The following is a 15,681-nucleotide window of genomic DNA, read 5'->3' on the forward strand; positions in this document are numbered from 1 at the left end:
CCTTTTCCTTGAGGCGAACGGCTTCTTCGACGGCGATTTCGTCAAAGGGGTTCATGCTCATCTTGACGTTGGCGATGTCCACGCCCGTGCCGTCCGACTTCACGCGGACCTTCACGTTGTAGTCCACCACGCGCTTGACCGGGACCAAAACCTTCATTGCAGCGGCTCCTGATTGATTGATAGATTGACGTTTACGTAAACCGAAATCATTGTATGCGGCGCTGCAGCAGCTGCGGCAGGTTTCCCTGACGGCCGAGGGCCGCATGCGCGCTCACAAAAAAGAACGATCGTGCCATTTTAAGCACGACCCTTGAGATTTCCTGCGGGGGAACAGCCTGAACTCAGGGTATGCACCTAGGAATAATCCTAGCTGCTTTTCTCTGCTGCCTGAGCCACCACGCCCCCGCGTTCGGTGATCTGTACCACCTGCTTGGGGACCGGCAGGCTCACGCCCGCGGCACGCAGGCCGCGCAGCACGGCGAGGTTCACCTCGGAGCGCACATTGCCCTGGCCATTTTGCGGGTCGTTGATGTAGTAGCTGAGACTGAACTGCAGACCCTGCTCGACGAAGTCGACCAGTGCCACCGAAGGCGCGGGCGTCTTGAGCACGCGCGGCTGCGCGGCTGCTGCTTCGAGCAGGATGCCGCGCACCTGCTCCACATCGCTGTCCATGCCCACGACGATGTTGGTGGACAGGCCGAACTTGACGTCGAATCCGGTGAGGTTCTCCACACGCTGGGTGATCAGCGTCTCGTTGGGCACGATGGACTCGCGGCCGTTGAGCGCGCGGATGATGGTGTAGCGCGTGCGGATGTCGGTGATGCGGCCCTCGAAGCCATCCACGCGCACGTTGTCGCCGATGCGCAGCGCGCGCTCGATCAGCACCAGAAATCCGCTGACGTAGTTGGAGGCGATCTTCTGCATGCCGAAACCCAGGCCCACGCCGATGGCGCCGCCCATGACGGACAGCGCCGTCAGGTCCACGCCCACCATGGACAGCGAGACCAGCAGGCCCACCAGGATCAGCACGCTGCGCGTGATGTTCATGGCCACCTTGCGCATGGACAGGTCGCTGACCCACTGGTTGATGACCTTCTGCTCGAACAGCGTGGACAGCCAGAGCACGGCCACCATCATCAGCCCCGCCGACAGCGTGCCCTCGATCAGGTTGAGCAGGCTGACCGGCGTCTTGCCGATGTTGAACTGCAGGGCCTCCAGCTCCTCCATGACCTGCGGCAGCAGGCCGATGCTGTGCAGCACCGCCGCGCCCCAGGCCAGCCAGGAGAAGATGCGCTCGATCAGGCGCACCACGGTGGAGTGGGGGAAGGTCCGGCTGAGCACCCGCGCCACGAAGCGGATCACCGACAGGGACACCAGCAGCGACACGGCCACGCGCAGCCAGAACACCGTGGAAAACCGCGCCAGGATCTCCTGGCTGGTGAAGACCAGCACCAGCGCCAGCAGCGGGAACAGGGCGCCATCGAGCGCATGGCGGCCAATCCATACGGAGGGCTTTCCATCGTTCAGATGGCCGTAGCGCGCATGCAGGCCGCGCATGGCGCCGTAGGCCAGCAGCAGGCAGGCGATGAGCACGGAGAACTCCAGCCAGGCGCTGGAGCTTTGGAAGTCGTTGATGAGCTTGTCGAAGATGTCCATGGGTCAGGGCCGTTCCGCCGCAAGGGCGCAGGCCGCCATCATCGCGCAGATCCAGGACAGGCTGACCGGACCGGGGCCTACATGCAGGTCGGTCAGCGGCCCGTCTTCCAGGCCGGTTCGCGCTTGGCGGCGAAGGCCTGGGCGCCCTCCTGGGCGTCGGTATCCATCATGTTGGCGGCCATGGTCTGGCCGGCCAGCTGGTAGGCCGCCTCGATGCCCATCTCGCGCTGCCGGTAGACCAGCGCCTTGCCCATGGCCACGGCCGCACGGGGCTTGCTGACGATGGACTGCACGAAGTGCTCGACGGCATCGTCCAGCGCCTCCTCGGCCACCACGCGGTTGACCAGTCCCTGCTCCAGCGCCTGCTGCGCGTCGATGAAGTCGCCCGTGAGCAGCATCTCCATGGCCTGCTTGGCCGGCACGTTGCGCACCAGCGGCACGCTGGGGGTGGCGCAGAACAGGCCATAGTGGATGCCGCTGGTCGCAAAGCGTGCCGCCTGCGCAGCAACGGCCAGATCGCACTGGGCCACGAGCTGGCAGCCCGCCGCCGTGGCAATGCCGTGCACGCGCGCGATCACGGGAACGGGCAGCCGGTGGATGGACAGCATCATGCGGCTGCACTGGGCGAACAGCTTCTGGTAGTAGTCCAGCTGCGGATGGGCCGCCATGTCCTTGAGGTTGTGCCCCGCGCAAAAGGCCTTGCCGGCCGCAGCCAGCACGACCACGCGCACGGACTCGTCGCGCGCCACGTCGTCCAGCGCCTGCTGCAGCTGCGTGAGCATCTGCTCGCCCAGGGCATTGAAGCGCTGCGGGTCGTTGAGCGTGAGGCGCACGACGCCGCGCGCGTCGCGCTGCACGTCGAGCAGGAGGCTGGCTTCAGAAGGAGGGGTGCTCGCGTTCATGGTGTTCCAGATCCGGTTCAGAGGTCGGCCAGCACGCGCACGTGCGCTTCCACGCTGCGCGCAAGCGGCCCCATCACATAGCCGCCTTCCAGGCAGGAGACGATGCGCCCCTTGGAAAAGCGGCGCGCGATGTCCTTGATGCGCGAGGTGATCCAGGTGAAGTCCTGCTCGGTCATGCCCAGCTGGCCCATGTCGTCCTCGCGGTGGGCGTCGAAGCCGGCGCTGATGAAGATCAGCTCGGGCTTGAAGGCCTCCAGGCGCGGGATCCACATCATCTCGACGATTTCGCGGATGTCCATGCCCTTGGTATAGGCGGCCACCGGCACGTTGACCATGTTGGCGGCCGGATGCTGGTCGCCGCTGAAGGGGTAGAACGGATGCTGGAAGATGCCGCACATGAGCACGCGGTCGTCGCCGGAGAGGATGTCCTCCGTGCCGTTGCCGTGGTGCACGTCGAAATCGATCACGGCCACGCGCTTGAGGTGGTGGCGGCTGAGCGCGTACCTCACGCCCACGGCCACGTTGTTGAAGAAGCAAAAGCCCATGGCCTGGTGGCGCGTGGCATGGTGGCCCGGCGGGCGCACGGCGCAGAAGGCGTTCTCCAGCTCGCCGGCCATCACCGCATCGGTGGCCGCCAGCGCGGCGCCGGCCGCATGCAGGGCGGCCGAGAAGGTGTGGCTGTTGATGGAGGTGTCGGTATCGATCTGGGAGTACTCGGGGCCGCCGGCCTGCTGCTCCTCGACCAGGCGCTGTGTCAGGCCCTGCAGCGCGGCCACATGCATGCGGTCATGGGCCAGTTCGATGTCGGCCAGCGAGGCCTGGGGGGCCTCGTGCCGCTCCAGTGCATCGGCCACGCCGGTCACCAGCAGCCGGTCCTCGATGGCATCGAGCCGGGCCGGGCATTCCGGGTGCCCCGGCCCCATCTCATGCCGCCAGCACTCCCTATGGGTGAAATAACCCGTCTTGCCCACAGTGATGTCTCCGCGATGTTTTTTTTAGGATAACGTCGCGCCATGCAAGCAACACACAAGATCAAGGCGCTTCTGGATCAGCTTAACACGGTGGTTGTAGGGAAACCGGCTCAGGTCCGCGACAGTGTGGCCTGCCTGCTGGCCGGGGGACACCTGCTGCTGGAAGACGTTCCCGGCGTGGGCAAGACCACGCTGGCGCATGCGCTGGCACACAGCTTCGGGCTGCAGTTCTCGCGCGTGCAGTTCACGGCCGACCTCATGCCCAGCGACCTCACCGGCGTGTCCATCTACGAGCGCGCCAGCGAGACCTTTGTCTTCCACCCGGGCCCCGTTTTCGCCCAGGTGCTGCTGGCCGACGAGATCAACCGCGCCAGCCCCAAGACGCAGAGCGCCCTGCTCGAAGCCATGGAGGAGCGACAGGTCTCGGCCGAGGGCCGCACGCACCGCCTGCCCGAGCCCTTCTTCGTGATCGCCACCCAGAACCCGCAGGAACAGCTGGGCACCTTCCCGCTGCCCGAAAGCCAGCTGGACCGCTTTCTGATGCGCATCAGCCTGGGCTATCCCGACCGCGCGGCCGAGCGTTCCCTGCTGTCCGGCAATGGCCGGCGCGCCCAGGCCGATGCGCTGGCACCGCTGCTGACCACGCAGGAGCTGCAGGACCTGCAGGCAGCTGTGCTCCAGGTGCATGCCAGCGATGCCCTGCTCGACTATGTGCAGGACCTGCTGGAAGCCACGCGCTCGGGCCAGTGGTTCGTGCAGGGCCTGTCGCCTCGCGCGGGCATTGCGCTGCTGCGCGCGGCCCGGGCCGTGGCCCTGATGGAGGGGCGCGACTATGTGGCGCCCGACGATGTGCAGGCCATCCTGCCGCAGACGGCGGCCCACCGGCTGGTGCCCATAGGCTCTTCAGGCCGGGGCGCCGTGGAGCAGGTGCGCGCCATGCTGGACGCCGTGGCGCTGCGCTGATGCCGGCCGCCCCCGCGTCTTCGCCCGGCGCCCCCCAGCCGGGGGCATCGCTGCGCCAGCGCTGGTCTCCCGCGCGGCGCGTGCGCCAGTGGTGGCATGCCCGCCTGCCCCGCACGGACAGCCTGAAGCTGACCCAGCGCAATGTCTACATCATGCCGTCGCGTGCAGGCTGGGCCCTGGCGCTGACGCTGTGCGTGCTGCTGGTGGCCGCCATCAACTACCAGCTCAACCTGGGTTATCTGCTGACGTTCCTGCTGGCCGGCAGCGCGGCAGCGGGCATGGTGGTCGGCCACGGCAATCTGCGCGGCCTGGCGCTGCATCTGCTGCCGCCGGCCGGCAGCTTTGCCGGCCAGCCCTGCCGCTTCGACGTGGTGCTGCACAACGCACGCCGCAGCACGCGTTGGGGCATAGGCCTGGCCGTGCAGGGCGATGCAGCGGCCACCGACTGGACCTGGATCGATGTCCCGGCACAGGGCAGCACCACGGCGCAACTGGCTTTCACGCCAATGCGCCGGGGCCTGCAATCGCTGCCCACGATCACGGCGGCCACGCGCTACCCGCTGGGCACCTTCCGCGTCTGGGCGCTGTGGCGCGCGCAGACCCAGGCCTGGATCTACCCGGCGCCCGAACACAATCCCCCGCCCCTGCCTGCGGCCAGTGCCGATGCCGGCGGCCGCAGCGCGGCCTCCACGCGCCATGGCGACGAGTTCGATGGCGTGCGTGCCTACCGGCGCGGTGATGCGCTCAAGCTGGTGGTCTGGAAAAAGGCTGCCCAGGCCTTTGCCACGGGCAGTGACCAGCTGGTGAGCCGCGACCGCCCGCTGTCCCAACAGCACCGCCTGTGGCTGGACGCCAAGGCCACCGGCCTGGCCGACCCCGAGGCCCGCCTCAGCCGCCTGACCGCCTGGGTGCTGGTCGCGCGCCAGCAGGACCTGACCTGGGGCCTGCGCCTGCCCGACGGCCGCGAGATCGCCCCTGACCAGGGCGCGGCCCACGCCACGCTCTGCCTGGAAGCCCTGGCGGCCTGCCCATGAATCGCACGTCCATGCCCTCCTCCTTCCAAGCCATTGCGCAGCCCGCGGCCACCTGGCGCCAGCGCCTGGCCGCCCTGCCGCGCGATGCGCGCGACACCCTGTTCCTGCTGGCCGTGGTCGCCTGGGTGCTGATGCCCCAGGCCGCCCACACGCCCTGGTGGACCATGGTCTTCGTGGCCGGCCTGCTGCTGTGGCGCGGCTTGCTGGCCTGGCGCGGCCAGCCCCTGCCCGGCCGCTGGGTGCTGGGAGGATTGCTGCTGCTGGCCGTGGGCGCCACCTGGGTCTCGCACGGCACCTTTATCGGGCGCGATGCGGGCGTGACCCTGATCGTGCTGCTGCTGGCGCTCAAGACGCTGGAGCTGCGCGCCCGGCGCGATGCCATGGTGGTGTTCTTCCTGGGCTTCTTCGCGCTGCTGGCCAACTTCTTCTACTCGCAGTCCCTGCTGCTGGCCCTGGCCATGGTGCTGGGCCTGCTGGGCCTGCTCACGGCCCTGGTCAATGCCCACATGACCGCCGGCCGCCCGCCGCTGACACAGGCGCTGCGCACGGCAGCGCTGCTGGCGCTGTGGGGTACGCCGGTGATGGTGGCGCTGTTCCTGTTCTTCCCGCGCATGGCGCCGCTGTGGGGTGTGCCCAGCAACGACCTGGCCGGCCGCAGCGGCCTGTCGGAAAACATGCGCGTGGGCTCCATGGCGTCGCTGGTGCTGGACGAGAACGTGGCCCTGCGCCTGCGCTTCGATACGCCCGATGGTGCTCCTCCGCCTGCCAACACCCTGTATTTCCGGGGGCCCGTTCTGTCGCGCTTTGACGGACAGGAATGGCAGATGGACACGGAGGCCGTTCTGGAGGACGCGCAGTTGCGCGTCTCCGGCGAGGGCGTGAGCTACCAGATGACCATCGAGCCCAGCCGCCGCCCCTGGCTGCCGCTGCTGGACGCCGCGGCCAGGGCTCCCGAGCTGCCCCCGGGCATGGGCAGCGCCCGCATGACGCCGCAGCTGCAATGGCTGACCTGGCGCCCCATCACCGACGTGGTGCGCATCAGCGCCCAAAGCCATGTGCAGTTCAGCTACGGGCCGCTGCAGCCCACGCGCGCCCTGCGCCGCTACACCCAGCTGCCCGAAGGCAGCAACCCGCGCACGCTGGCGCTGGCCCGGCAGATGCGCGCCGACCCGCAACTGGCCGACGCCCCGCCCCGCGCCTGGGTACAGGCCGCGCTGGCGCGCCTGCGCACGGGCGGCTACACCTACACGCTGGAGCCCGGCGTGGTGGACAGCGTGCACACGGCCGATGATTTCTGGTTCGACAGCAAAGAGGGATTCTGCGAGCACATCGCCTCGGCCTTCGCCGTGCTGATGCGCGGCATGGGCGTGCCTGCCCGCATCGTCACCGGCTACCAGGGCGGCGAGCGCAACCCTGTCGATGGCTACTGGACCGTGCGCAACGCCGACGCCCACGCCTGGACCGAGGTCTGGCTGGAGGACGAGGGCTGGGTGCGCATTGACCCCACCGGCGCCGTGGCCCCGTCGCGCGTGGGCGAGTTCCAGCGCCTGCGCGCGCCCCAGGGTGCCATTGCGGGCGCCGTGGGCAACTTCGTGGGCGTGGGCATGCTGCAGCAGATGCGCGCCGTGTGGGAGGCCGTCAACAACGGCTGGAACCAGTGGGTGCTGAACTACACGCAAAGCCGCCAGCTGGACCTGCTCAAGAACCTGGGCGTGCAGTCGCCATCGTGGGTGGACATGCTGCGCCTGCTGGGCGCGCTGGCCGGCGTGGCCGCGCTGGCCTGGCTGGCCTGGATGGCCCGCGCCCAGCGCAACAGCCGCGATGAATGGCTGCGCCTGATGGACAGGACCCGCGCCCGGCTGCGCCGCATCGGCCTGGATGCCGATGCCAGCCTGCCCCCGCGCGCGCTGGCAGCCCAGGTCATGGACCGCTGGGGCCAGGACGACGCCACGGCCGCCAAGGCCCTGCACGACTGGCTTTTGGACATGGAGCGCCAGCGCTACGCACGCGCCCCCCAATCCGTCCCCCTATACGCACCCCAGTCCGCACCCAATTCCGCACCCGATACCCCCGGCCTGCCCGCCCTGCGACGCCAATGGCGGGCGCTGGACTGGCCACGCAATCCGCAGCCACGGCCACAAGCCGCCGCTGCCGGCCCCACGACAAGCACACCATGACCAAGCAACGACTGATCCCCTCCGCACTGCTGCTGCTTGCGGCCGCCGCCCTGCCCTGCGGCGCGCTGGCCAGCAAGCTGGCGCCCGCCCAGACCGGCGCAGCCAAGACTGCCGCCAAGTCCACGGCCAAACCTTCCACGAAAAAGCGCACGGCCGCTGCTGCCGCCGCCACGGCGGCAGGCGGCGCCGCCGTGGCCAGGACCGTGCAGGGCAGCACGCCCTACGGCGAACGGCCTGATGCCATGCAAATGGCTGCCGACATTGCGATGCGCCACGACCTGCCGGTGGACTGGGTGCGCGACACCATCGCCCAGGCGCGCTTTCTGCCCCAGGTTCCCCGCCTGATGACGCCGGCTGCCCAGGGCACGGCCAAGAACTGGGGCGTCTACCGCAGCCGCTTTGTCGAGCCCGTGCGCATACGCGCCGGAACCCGTTTCTGGCAGGACAATGCCGCCGCGCTGGCGCGTGCCGAAAAGCAGTACGGCGTGCCGGCCGAAATCATCGTCGGCATCATCGGCGTGGAGACCATCTACGGCCAGCAGATGGGCAACTTCCGCGTGATCGACGCTCTGGCCACGCTGAGCTTCGACTTCCCCGCAGCCCACCCCCGCGCGCAGGCACGCACCGAGTACTTCCGCGGCGAGCTGGAGCAGTTCCTGCGCTTCACGTACCGTGCGGGCACGGACCCGTTCTCGCTGCGCGGCAGCTACGCGGGCGCCATGGGCATGGGCCAGTTCATGCCCAGCAGCTGGGTGAAGTGGGCGGTGGACTTCGACGGCGACGACCGCATCGACCTGTTCGGCAGCGCGGCCGACGCCATCGGCTCGGTGGCCAACTACTTTGTCGCGCATGGCTGGAAAAGCGGCATGCCCACCCACTACCCTGTGATCATGCAGGCCCAGGGCGCCGACCTGGCCGCCCTGCTGGCGCCCGACATCCTGCCCCAGTTCACGGCCGACGAGATGGCTGCGCGCGGCGTGCAACTGCCGGGCAGCGGCGCGGCGCATCAAGGGCCGCTGGCCCTGGTCAAGCTGGAAAACGGCGCGCAGGGCCAGCCGCTGTACATCGCGGGCACGGAGAACTTCTATGCCATCACGCGCTACAACTGGTCCAGCTACTACGCGCTGTCCGTGATCGAACTGGGCCAGGAAGTCGCTACGGCCATGGGCCGCTGATCCGGGCCATCCAAACCGTCGAGGCCGTCAGGGCCGGCGCATGCGGCACATCGCAGGCTGCTCGGCACGCGCCGCCTCGATCTCTCGCACCACGCGGAAGCCGTAGCCCGAGCCCTCCACATCGAAGGGCACGCCGGGCGCGCCCTGCCTGTCCATGACGCCGACCACCAGCGCCTGCTGGAACTGGTGGTCGGCCGCGCGCATGCGGCCCTTGCGCCCGGCCAGCGCCACCTCGGCGCCTTCCAGCGCCTGCGCCACGGCCACCGTGTCGGTGCTGCCCGCACGCGCCGTGGACTGGGCCAGGGCCTCGATCATCAGTTGCATGCGCATGTGCACATAGTCATCGGCAGGCCTGGGAAAGCGCTCGCGGAATGACTTGTAGAAGGCCTGGCTGTCGGGGCCCGGCACGTTGGGCAGCCAGTCGGCCACGGCCAGCACCTTGCCCACCCCGGCCTCGCCCAGGGCGGCGGGTGCACCCAGCGCATTGCCGTAGAAGGTGTAGAAGCGGCCATCGAAGCCCAACTCCCGCGCGGCCTTGACCAGCAGCATCAGATCGTTGCCCCAGTTGCCCGTGATCACGGCCTGGGCGCCGCTGGCCTTGATCTTGGCGGCATAGGGCGCAAAGTCCTTGACGCGGCCCACGGGGTGCAGCTCGTCGCCCACGATGGCCACATCGGGCCGCTGCGCGGCCAGCTGGCGCCGTGCCTCGCGCAGCACGGCCTGGCCAAAGCTGTAGTCCTGCCCGATCAGGTAGGCGCTGCGCACGGCCGCGTCCTCGCGCAGCACCTGCATCAGCGCGGCCATGCGCATGTCGGCATGGGCGTCGAAGCGAAAGTGCCAGAAGCTGCAGCGCTCGTTGGTGAGCGCAGGATCGACGGCCGAGTAGTTCAGGTACAGCACGCGCCGGGCCGGATCGCGCTCGTTGTGCTTGGCAATGGCATCGACCAGCACGGCCGCCACGGCCGATGAATTGCCCTGCATGACCACGCGCGCACCGCCGTCGATGGCTGCGCGCAGCGCGGACAGCGCCTCCTCGTTCTGGCCCTTGCTGTCATGGCGTTCGATGGCCAGGGGCCGGGCGCCGCCCTGCGCGGCCGGCAGTGGCACACCGCCGCGCGCATTCACGCGCTCGGTGGCCCACAGCAGGTTGCGGAACACGGCCTCGCCCGTGTTGGCAAAGGGGCCGGACAGGCTTTCGATCAGCGCCAGCCGTATGGGCTCGCCGCGCGGCGGGGGCACGGGCTGTCCGCGTTCGTTTGCGGCCAGGGCCGCCAGCGCGGGCGCAGCAAATAGCGCCATGGCACCGCTTTTCAAGACCTTGCGGCGCAATTTATTCATGGCTTTTTCCCTCTTGAAATGCGTTCAACGCCGCTCAACTACGCTCCATGCGGCGACAACTTCGATGAAGCCGCGCAGTTTATAGGAGCCACTTCACCATGATCTTCTCGCCTGTTCTCCGCCGCAACGCCTTCAACCCCCAAGCCGCCGATCTGGCCCTGCAGCGCTTCCTGCAAGGCACCCTGGGCAACGCCGCCCCCTCCCCCTCGTCGGTGCAGGTGCAGCGCGATGAAAAGGCCACGACGCTGCAGCTGGACGTGCCCGGCCTGTCTCGCGAGCAGCTGCAGCTGAGCATCGAAGGCGCCGTGGTCCGTCTGTCCAGCGTCGAGGGTGCGCCCCGCCAGGTGCAGCGCGCCTGGGAGCTGGACCATGAGATCGACACTGCCGCCAGCAGCGCAAAGCTGGAAAACGGCGTGCTCACGCTGTCCCTGGCCCGCCTGGAGCCGCAGAGCAAGGCCACCACGCTGAGCATCCAGTAAATCCGGTCAGCGAGTTTGTGCACCCGGGCTGTCAACCAATCCTTTCTTCCCTCCTCTTAGCAAGGTGACAGCCCGTTTTCAGAGCCCGGCACATGCCGGGCTTTTTTTGTGCGCAGGCTGCGCATCACAGGTGCCCCGCCGCACAGCGCGGCGATGGGGAAGGCAGAGGCGGCCGAAGAATCAGGCCAGCGAATCGAGCGGCCAGCGCGGCTTGACGTCGAAGGCGTAGTGCCTGTTGGCCACTTCCCGGCCCGCCTGCAGGCGCATGGCGGCGGCCATGGCGATCATGGCGCCGTTGTCGGTGCACAGGTGCAGCTCGGGGTAGTGCACGCGCAGCTTGCGCTTGGCGCAGGCCGCATCCAGCTGCGAGCGCAGCAGCCGGTTGGCACCCACGCCGCCGGCCACGACCACGCGCTTCATGCCAGTCTGCTGCAGCGCGGCCAGGGTCTTCTTGACCAGTACCTCGACGATGGCCGCCTGCGTGCTGGCGGCCAGGTCGGCCTTGCGCGCCTCAAGGTCATCGCCCAGCTTCTTCGCCTGGGTCAGCACGGCCGTCTTCAGGCCGGCGAAGGAGAAGTCCAGGTCGCCCGAATGCAGCAGCGGCCGGGGCAGCTTGAAGGCCTGGGCATCGCCGCCTTCGGCCAGGCGCGAGAGCACGGGACCGCCCGGATAGGGCAGGCCCATGAGCTTGGCCGATTTGTCGAAGGCCTCGCCGGCCGCGTCATCGATGGTCTCGCCCAGGATGGCGTAGCTGCCCACGCCGTCCACGCGCATCAGCTGCGTGTGGCCGCCCGAGACCAGCAGGGCCACGAAGGGGAATTCGGGGGGATCGGCACTCAGGAAGGGCGACAGCAGATGGCCTTCCAGGTGGTGCACGCCCAGCACGGGCTTGTTCAATGCCGCAGCCATGGCGCAGGCCACGCCCGCGCCCACCAGCAGCGCGCCGGCCAGGCCGGGGCCGCGCGTGAAGGCGATCACATCGACCTGGTCCAGCGTGCGGCCGGACTCGCCCAGCACGTTTTCGGTCAGCGGCAGCACGCGGCGGATGTGGTCGCGGCTGGCCAGCTCAGGCACCACGCCGCCGTAGGCGCGGTGCATGTCGATCTGGCTGTGCAGCGCATGGGACAGCAGCGTGGGCACGCCCGTGCCATCGGGGGCCTCGACCAGGGCCACGCCGGTTTCATCGCAGGAGGATTCGATCCCCAGAATCAGCAAACTCATGGGGCTGAAGTGTAGAACCTGCGGGCGCGGCGCACGGCCACCGGCATCAATGGCCCCTGGCAGGCGGGCAGTTGCACGGCCGGCGCTCCGCTACAGGTTGTCTATGTAGGAAGAGCGCGAGAACCGCACGGGCTCGAAGCCGTCGGAGGTCCAGATTTCGCTGGCGATCAGTGCCTGGGCATCCATGGGGCGGGCAAAGTAAAAGCCCTGCAGCTCGTCGCAGCCCAGGGCCTGCAGCACTTCGCGCTGCTGCTGGTTGGTCACGCCTTCGGCCACCACGCGCAGCTCCAGCGCATGGGCCAGGCGCACGATGGCATCGACCACCGCCCGCGCATCGCTCTTGAGGGCCACGTCGCGCACAAAGCTGCGGTCGATCTTCACCTCGTCGGCGCACAGCTGGCGCAGCAGGGCCAGGCTGGAGTAGCCGGTGCCGAAGTCGTCGATGGAGATCTGCACGCCCATGCCCGTGAGTTCGGCAATCACGGCCATGGTGGTCTTGTCGTCCTCCATGGCCACGGACTCGGTGATCTCGAAGACCAGTTGCTCGGGCCGGATGCGGTGCCTTGCGATCGCCTCGGCGATGAACTGCGCCAGCCGCGTCTGAAAGAGCTGGTAGCCCGAGATATTGATGGACACCCGCATGAAGCGCCGCTCGCGCGCCCATTGCGCGGTCTGGCGGCAGGCCTCGTCGATGACCCAGTCGCCGATCTCGCTGATCAGGCCGAAGCGCTCGGCCAGCGGGATGAACACGCGGGGACTGATGAGGCCGAACTGCGGGTGGTTCCAGCGCGCCAGCGCCTCCACGCTGCGGATGCGGCCCGTGCGGGTATCGATCTTGGGCTGATAGAACAGCACCAGCTGCCGGCTGGCCACGGCGCGGCGCAGGGCCTGCTGCAGGTCGAACTGCGCGGCCACGCCCTGGCGCATGCTTTCCTTGAAGATGGCGTAGGTGTTCCCGCCGGCACGCTTGGCCGTGTACATGGCGGCATCGGCCGCCGCCATGAGCTTTTCCTTCTTGCCATGGTCGGGATAGATGGCCACGCCGATGGAGCTGCTGATGGAGACCGCTTTTCCTGGCAGGTCGAACGGCTGGCTCAAGGCCTTCTGCACGCGGCCTGCCATGGCCACGGCGTCGTCCACCGACGCCAGGCAGCCCAGCAGCAGCACGAACTCGTCGCCACCCACGCGCGCCAGCGTGTCCGATTTGCGCGTCATATGGCCCAGACGCACGGCCACCTGGCACAGCAGCGCATCACCGGCGGCATGGCCTTCCACATCGTTGATGGGCTTGAATCCGTCCAGGTCGATGTACAGCAGGCCCACGCGCACCGGCCCGCAGGGGCCCGGCTGCTCCACCGAGCTGTCGGCGCGCGCAATCGTGCGGCCCAGCCGGTATTCGAACAGCGCCCGGTTGGCCGTACCGGTCAACGGGTCCCGGAAGGCGATGCGCTTGAGCTTCACATTGGCGCGCAGCAATTTCTCATTGCTCTGCTTGAGCGACTGCGTCAGGCGCTGCGCCTTGCAGCGCATGCGGATGTAGAGCACCGAGCACACCAGCAGGAACACCACGAACGCACCGGCACCCCACGGGCCGAGGGCATCCCATCCAGCGAACCAGACGCCCTCGTCGGCCAATTGCGCCGACGCGACGCCATCCGGGGCAGCCGCAGGCACCTGACCCTGCGCCATGCAGGGCAGCAGCGAAGCCAGCCAGCACGCAAATGTCGGGCCGCGCCAGCGCGCAGGTATCCACCGGGACACCCCCTCGGTCAGGAACAGCCAATGCATGGGGAAAAACCGATCTTCTCGTGATATTTCAAACTCATGCCGATTCAGCCTCACTGCCGCATTGCGCAGCCCAATGCCGTGGTGTGCGTTGCCATGTGCGCCCGATGAACGGGGGCTTTTCTTGAAAAACCGCCCCATTCGCTTTGCAAACATTCGACACGCTTACACGTCAGTTTGTGTATCGAAAATTTCAAATCATTAAAAAAATTCTATCAAATCATCGATCCCGTGCCCATGCAAGCACCGCGCGACGCCTCCGGCATGGGAATTGCATCCAGGTCCCTTGCACCAAGGCAAACTGCATCAAGGCAGGCAGACAGGACCAAGCCCCCCATGAAAACCGCTCTCAACTTTCTTGTGGCCGCGCGGCAGTGCGAAATCGGCGAGCTGGAGCAACTGCAGCGCACCAGCGCCCTGGTGGATCTGCTCAGCCGCCTCATCCATGCGCTGCAAAAGGAGCGCGGCCTGTCCAACGTGTTTCTGGCCAGCGCAGGCGCACGCGGCGGCCCGGCCAGGCTGGCCCAGATGGCCGAGTGCGACCGCATGGCCGCTGCGGCGCGCGACGGCTTCGAGCGGGTGGACATGCAGCCCGGCGGTGGGGGACTCACCGGCCACCCCGGCCATGGCGCGCGGCTGTTCAGCCGCATCGCCCATGTGCTGCAGTGCCTGGACGCCTTGCCCGCGCTGCGCGAGCGCGTTGCCAGCCGCACGCTGTCGCCGGAGGCGGCCACGGCCATCTATATCGATCTGGTGGCCGGCCTGCTGGCCGTGGTCTTCGAGGCGGCGGACAGCGCGCCCGAGCCCGGCATCTCGCGCCTGCTGGTGGCCTTGTTCAACTTCATGCAGGGCAAGGAGTTCGCGGGCCAGGAGCGCGCCACAGGCGTGGCGGCGTTCGGTGCGGGCGTGAGCGATGCGCCGCGCCAGCAGCACTGGCTGCACCTGATCGCCTCGCAGGAGCGCTGCTTTCAGGTCTTTGCGGAGTTCGCGCCGCCCCATTCCCTGGCCCTGTGGCAAGAAAGCAGCGCGGCCGACGCCACGCTGGCCGTGATCGAGCGGCTGCGCCGCGTGGGCTGCACGGCCGCGGCGGGCGCACCTTTGTCCGTGGAGATGGCCGAGCCCTGGTTCGACAGCTGCTCGCAGCGCATGGACGCGCTGCAGACCGTCGAGGCCCGCCTGACCGCCGAGCTGCAGCAGCAATGCCAGCACCGCATTGCCGATGCCCGCGCCGCCCTGCAGACGCTGCTGCAGGCGCCGCAGGCATTGGCGACCACGCCGGTCTCGGCCACGCTGGCGCCGGGCGAGCTGCAGCCCCCGGCCGCACGGCTGGGGCCGCAATTGGATCGTTCCGTGATGGACCTGGTGCAGGACCAGTCGCAGCGCCTGCAGGCCATGCAGGCCGAGCTGGAGACCGTGCGCGCCACGCTCACGGAGCGCAAGCTGCTGGAACGCGCCAAGGGCCTGCTGATGGCGCGGCGCCAGCTCAGCGAAGGGGAGGCCCACAAGCTGCTGCGCCAGACCGCCATGAACCAGAACCGCCGCCTGGCCGATGTGGCGCAGGCCGTGCTTTCCATGGCCGATCTCCTGCCGCCTGCGCCTTGAACGCCGGGCCGGTGCGAGCCATGCTGCAGTGCAGCACCGACTTGGTGCCATGGAACGCACCAGAAGGTGGCCCGGCGAGGCTGGCAAGGCCGATGGACGGCATGGTCCCCTGTGAACACGGCCTGGCACGCTTTCTGCATTGACTTTGGCAACTCCCGGCCAAAGGCGGCCGGGACCCCGGTCTTGATTCAAGGCCCCAGGACAACGGCGTCACTCTCCCCGCGCAGCGCGGCTGGAGAGGACGCCGTTTTGCTTGGAGCAGGGCCCGTTTGCAAGTGTTCCATTCCCGACGATCGAAGGAGTTCCGCCATGGCGTCAAGCCCCAAGCCCACCACAGGCCCTCTCACCGCCGGCCCGGCCCTGCCCCGGCGCGACTTT

At 68.5% G+C, this 15,681-nt stretch carries 12 protein-coding genes and 1 pseudogene; 6 read left to right on the forward strand and 7 right to left on the reverse strand.

All coding sequences use genetic code 11. From position 1 onward, the window contains the following. The 4 genes and pseudogenes from JHD82_RS26095 to JHD82_RS26110 all read right to left on the reverse strand — a co-directional run. A pseudogene (locus JHD82_RS26095) lies at window positions 1–157 on the reverse strand (electron transfer flavoprotein subunit beta/FixA family protein); the annotation flags it as partial. Window positions 158–366: 209 nt separating this feature from the next. Beyond that, a complete protein-coding gene (locus JHD82_RS26100) occupies window positions 367–1,656 on the reverse strand; it encodes a mechanosensitive ion channel family protein (protein WP_012204309.1) in 1,290 nt (429 codons plus the stop codon). Window positions 1,657–1,748: 92 nt separating this feature from the next. Then, on the reverse strand, window positions 1,749–2,558 hold the full coding sequence (locus tag JHD82_RS26105) for an enoyl-CoA hydratase (RefSeq protein WP_199139616.1): 810 nt from the start codon (window positions 2,556–2,558) through the stop codon (window positions 1,749–1,751). Window positions 2,559–2,575: 17 nt separating this feature from the next. Next, the gene (locus JHD82_RS26110; RefSeq protein ID WP_307838120.1) at window positions 2,576–3,529 is read right to left on the reverse strand and encodes a histone deacetylase family protein; all 954 of its coding nucleotides are present in this window, start codon (window positions 3,527–3,529) and stop codon (window positions 2,576–2,578) included. Window positions 3,530–3,571: 42 nt separating this feature from the next. Between JHD82_RS26110 and JHD82_RS26115 the strand changes: the two genes are divergently transcribed. Genes JHD82_RS26115 through mltB form a run of 4 tightly spaced genes read left to right on the forward strand, consistent with a single transcriptional unit; the run spans window position 3,572 to window position 8,878 of the window. After that, on the forward strand, window positions 3,572–4,492 hold the full coding sequence (locus JHD82_RS26115) for a MoxR family ATPase (protein ID WP_013803463.1): 921 nt from the start codon (window positions 3,572–3,574) through the stop codon (window positions 4,490–4,492). Beyond that, window positions 4,492–5,526 (forward strand): DUF58 domain-containing protein, encoded by a 1,035-nt coding sequence (locus tag JHD82_RS26120; RefSeq protein WP_199139617.1) that lies wholly within the window; start codon window positions 4,492–4,494, stop codon window positions 5,524–5,526. The genes JHD82_RS26115 and JHD82_RS26120 overlap by 1 nt, the downstream gene beginning before the upstream one ends. Next, window positions 5,523–7,703 carry a DUF3488 and transglutaminase-like domain-containing protein gene (locus JHD82_RS26125; protein WP_199139619.1) on the forward strand — a complete coding sequence of 727 codons (2,181 nt, stop codon included), beginning with the start codon at window positions 5,523–5,525 and terminating at the stop codon, window positions 7,701–7,703. The genes JHD82_RS26120 and JHD82_RS26125 overlap by 4 nt, the downstream gene beginning before the upstream one ends. After that, window positions 7,700–8,878 (forward strand): lytic murein transglycosylase B, encoded by a 1,179-nt coding sequence (mltB, locus tag JHD82_RS26130; protein WP_199139621.1) that lies wholly within the window; start codon window positions 7,700–7,702, stop codon window positions 8,876–8,878. The genes JHD82_RS26125 and mltB overlap by 4 nt, the downstream gene beginning before the upstream one ends. A gap of 27 nt (window positions 8,879–8,905) precedes the next feature. On the opposite strand, the gene JHD82_RS26135 is transcribed toward mltB, so the two are convergent. After that, on the reverse strand, window positions 8,906–10,216 hold the full coding sequence (locus tag JHD82_RS26135; RefSeq protein WP_199139623.1) for a branched-chain amino acid ABC transporter substrate-binding protein: 1,311 nt from the start codon (window positions 10,214–10,216) through the stop codon (window positions 8,906–8,908). 98 nt (window positions 10,217–10,314) lie between these two features. Between JHD82_RS26135 and JHD82_RS26140 the strand changes: the two genes are divergently transcribed. Further along, window positions 10,315–10,695, forward strand: a complete 381-nt coding sequence (locus JHD82_RS26140) for an Hsp20/alpha crystallin family protein (RefSeq protein ID WP_012204301.1) — start codon at window positions 10,315–10,317, stop codon at window positions 10,693–10,695. 180 nt (window positions 10,696–10,875) lie between these two features. Here JHD82_RS26140 and tsaD read toward each other — a convergent pair whose 3' ends face one another. Together tsaD and JHD82_RS26150 are read right to left on the reverse strand one after the other, a co-directional pair. Continuing rightward, window positions 10,876–11,916: a tRNA (adenosine(37)-N6)-threonylcarbamoyltransferase complex transferase subunit TsaD gene (tsaD, locus tag JHD82_RS26145; protein ID WP_063326779.1), complete on the reverse strand. Its 1,041-nt coding sequence runs from the start codon at window positions 11,914–11,916 to the stop codon at window positions 10,876–10,878. A gap of 90 nt (window positions 11,917–12,006) precedes the next feature. Further along, on the reverse strand, window positions 12,007–13,704 hold the full coding sequence (locus tag JHD82_RS26150; protein WP_199139625.1) for a bifunctional diguanylate cyclase/phosphodiesterase: 1,698 nt from the start codon (window positions 13,702–13,704) through the stop codon (window positions 12,007–12,009). A gap of 333 nt (window positions 13,705–14,037) precedes the next feature. Here JHD82_RS26150 and JHD82_RS26155 point away from each other — a divergent pair, with 333 nt between their 5' ends. Continuing rightward, window positions 14,038–15,303, forward strand: coding sequence for a nitrate regulatory protein (locus JHD82_RS26155; protein WP_199139627.1), 1,266 nt, complete (start codon window positions 14,038–14,040; stop codon window positions 15,301–15,303). Window positions 15,304–15,681: the final 378 nt, after the last annotated feature.

Source organism: Delftia sp. ASV31 (genome assembly GCF_016428765.1).
In the GTDB taxonomy this organism is placed as follows: Bacteria; Pseudomonadota; Gammaproteobacteria; order Burkholderiales; family Burkholderiaceae_C; genus Comamonas; species Comamonas acidovorans.

Excerpts from the sequence above, each read along its gene's own strand:
- JHD82_RS26100 (WP_012204309.1), bottom strand. The coding sequence starts at position 1,656 with ATGGACATCTTCGACAAGCTCATCAACGACTTCCAAAGCTCCAGCGCC.
- JHD82_RS26105 (WP_199139616.1), bottom strand. The coding sequence starts at position 2,558 with ATGAACGCGAGCACCCCTCCTTCTGAAGCCAGCCTCCTGCTCGACGTG.
- JHD82_RS26115 (WP_013803463.1), top strand. The coding sequence starts at position 3,572 with ATGCAAGCAACACACAAGATCAAGGCGCTTCTGGATCAGCTTAACACG.
- JHD82_RS26120 (WP_199139617.1), top strand. The coding sequence starts at position 4,492 with ATGCCGGCCGCCCCCGCGTCTTCGCCCGGCGCCCCCCAGCCGGGGGCA.
- JHD82_RS26125 (WP_199139619.1), top strand. The coding sequence starts at position 5,523 with ATGAATCGCACGTCCATGCCCTCCTCCTTCCAAGCCATTGCGCAGCCC.
- mltB (WP_199139621.1), top strand. The coding sequence starts at position 7,700 with ATGACCAAGCAACGACTGATCCCCTCCGCACTGCTGCTGCTTGCGGCC.
- JHD82_RS26135 (WP_199139623.1), bottom strand. The coding sequence starts at position 10,216 with ATGAATAAATTGCGCCGCAAGGTCTTGAAAAGCGGTGCCATGGCGCTA.
- JHD82_RS26140 (WP_012204301.1), top strand. The coding sequence starts at position 10,315 with ATGATCTTCTCGCCTGTTCTCCGCCGCAACGCCTTCAACCCCCAAGCC.
- tsaD (WP_063326779.1), bottom strand. The coding sequence starts at position 11,916 with ATGAGTTTGCTGATTCTGGGGATCGAATCCTCCTGCGATGAAACCGGC.
- JHD82_RS26150 (WP_199139625.1), bottom strand. The coding sequence starts at position 13,704 with ATGCATTGGCTGTTCCTGACCGAGGGGGTGTCCCGGTGGATACCTGCG.
- JHD82_RS26155 (WP_199139627.1), top strand. The coding sequence starts at position 14,038 with ATGAAAACCGCTCTCAACTTTCTTGTGGCCGCGCGGCAGTGCGAAATC.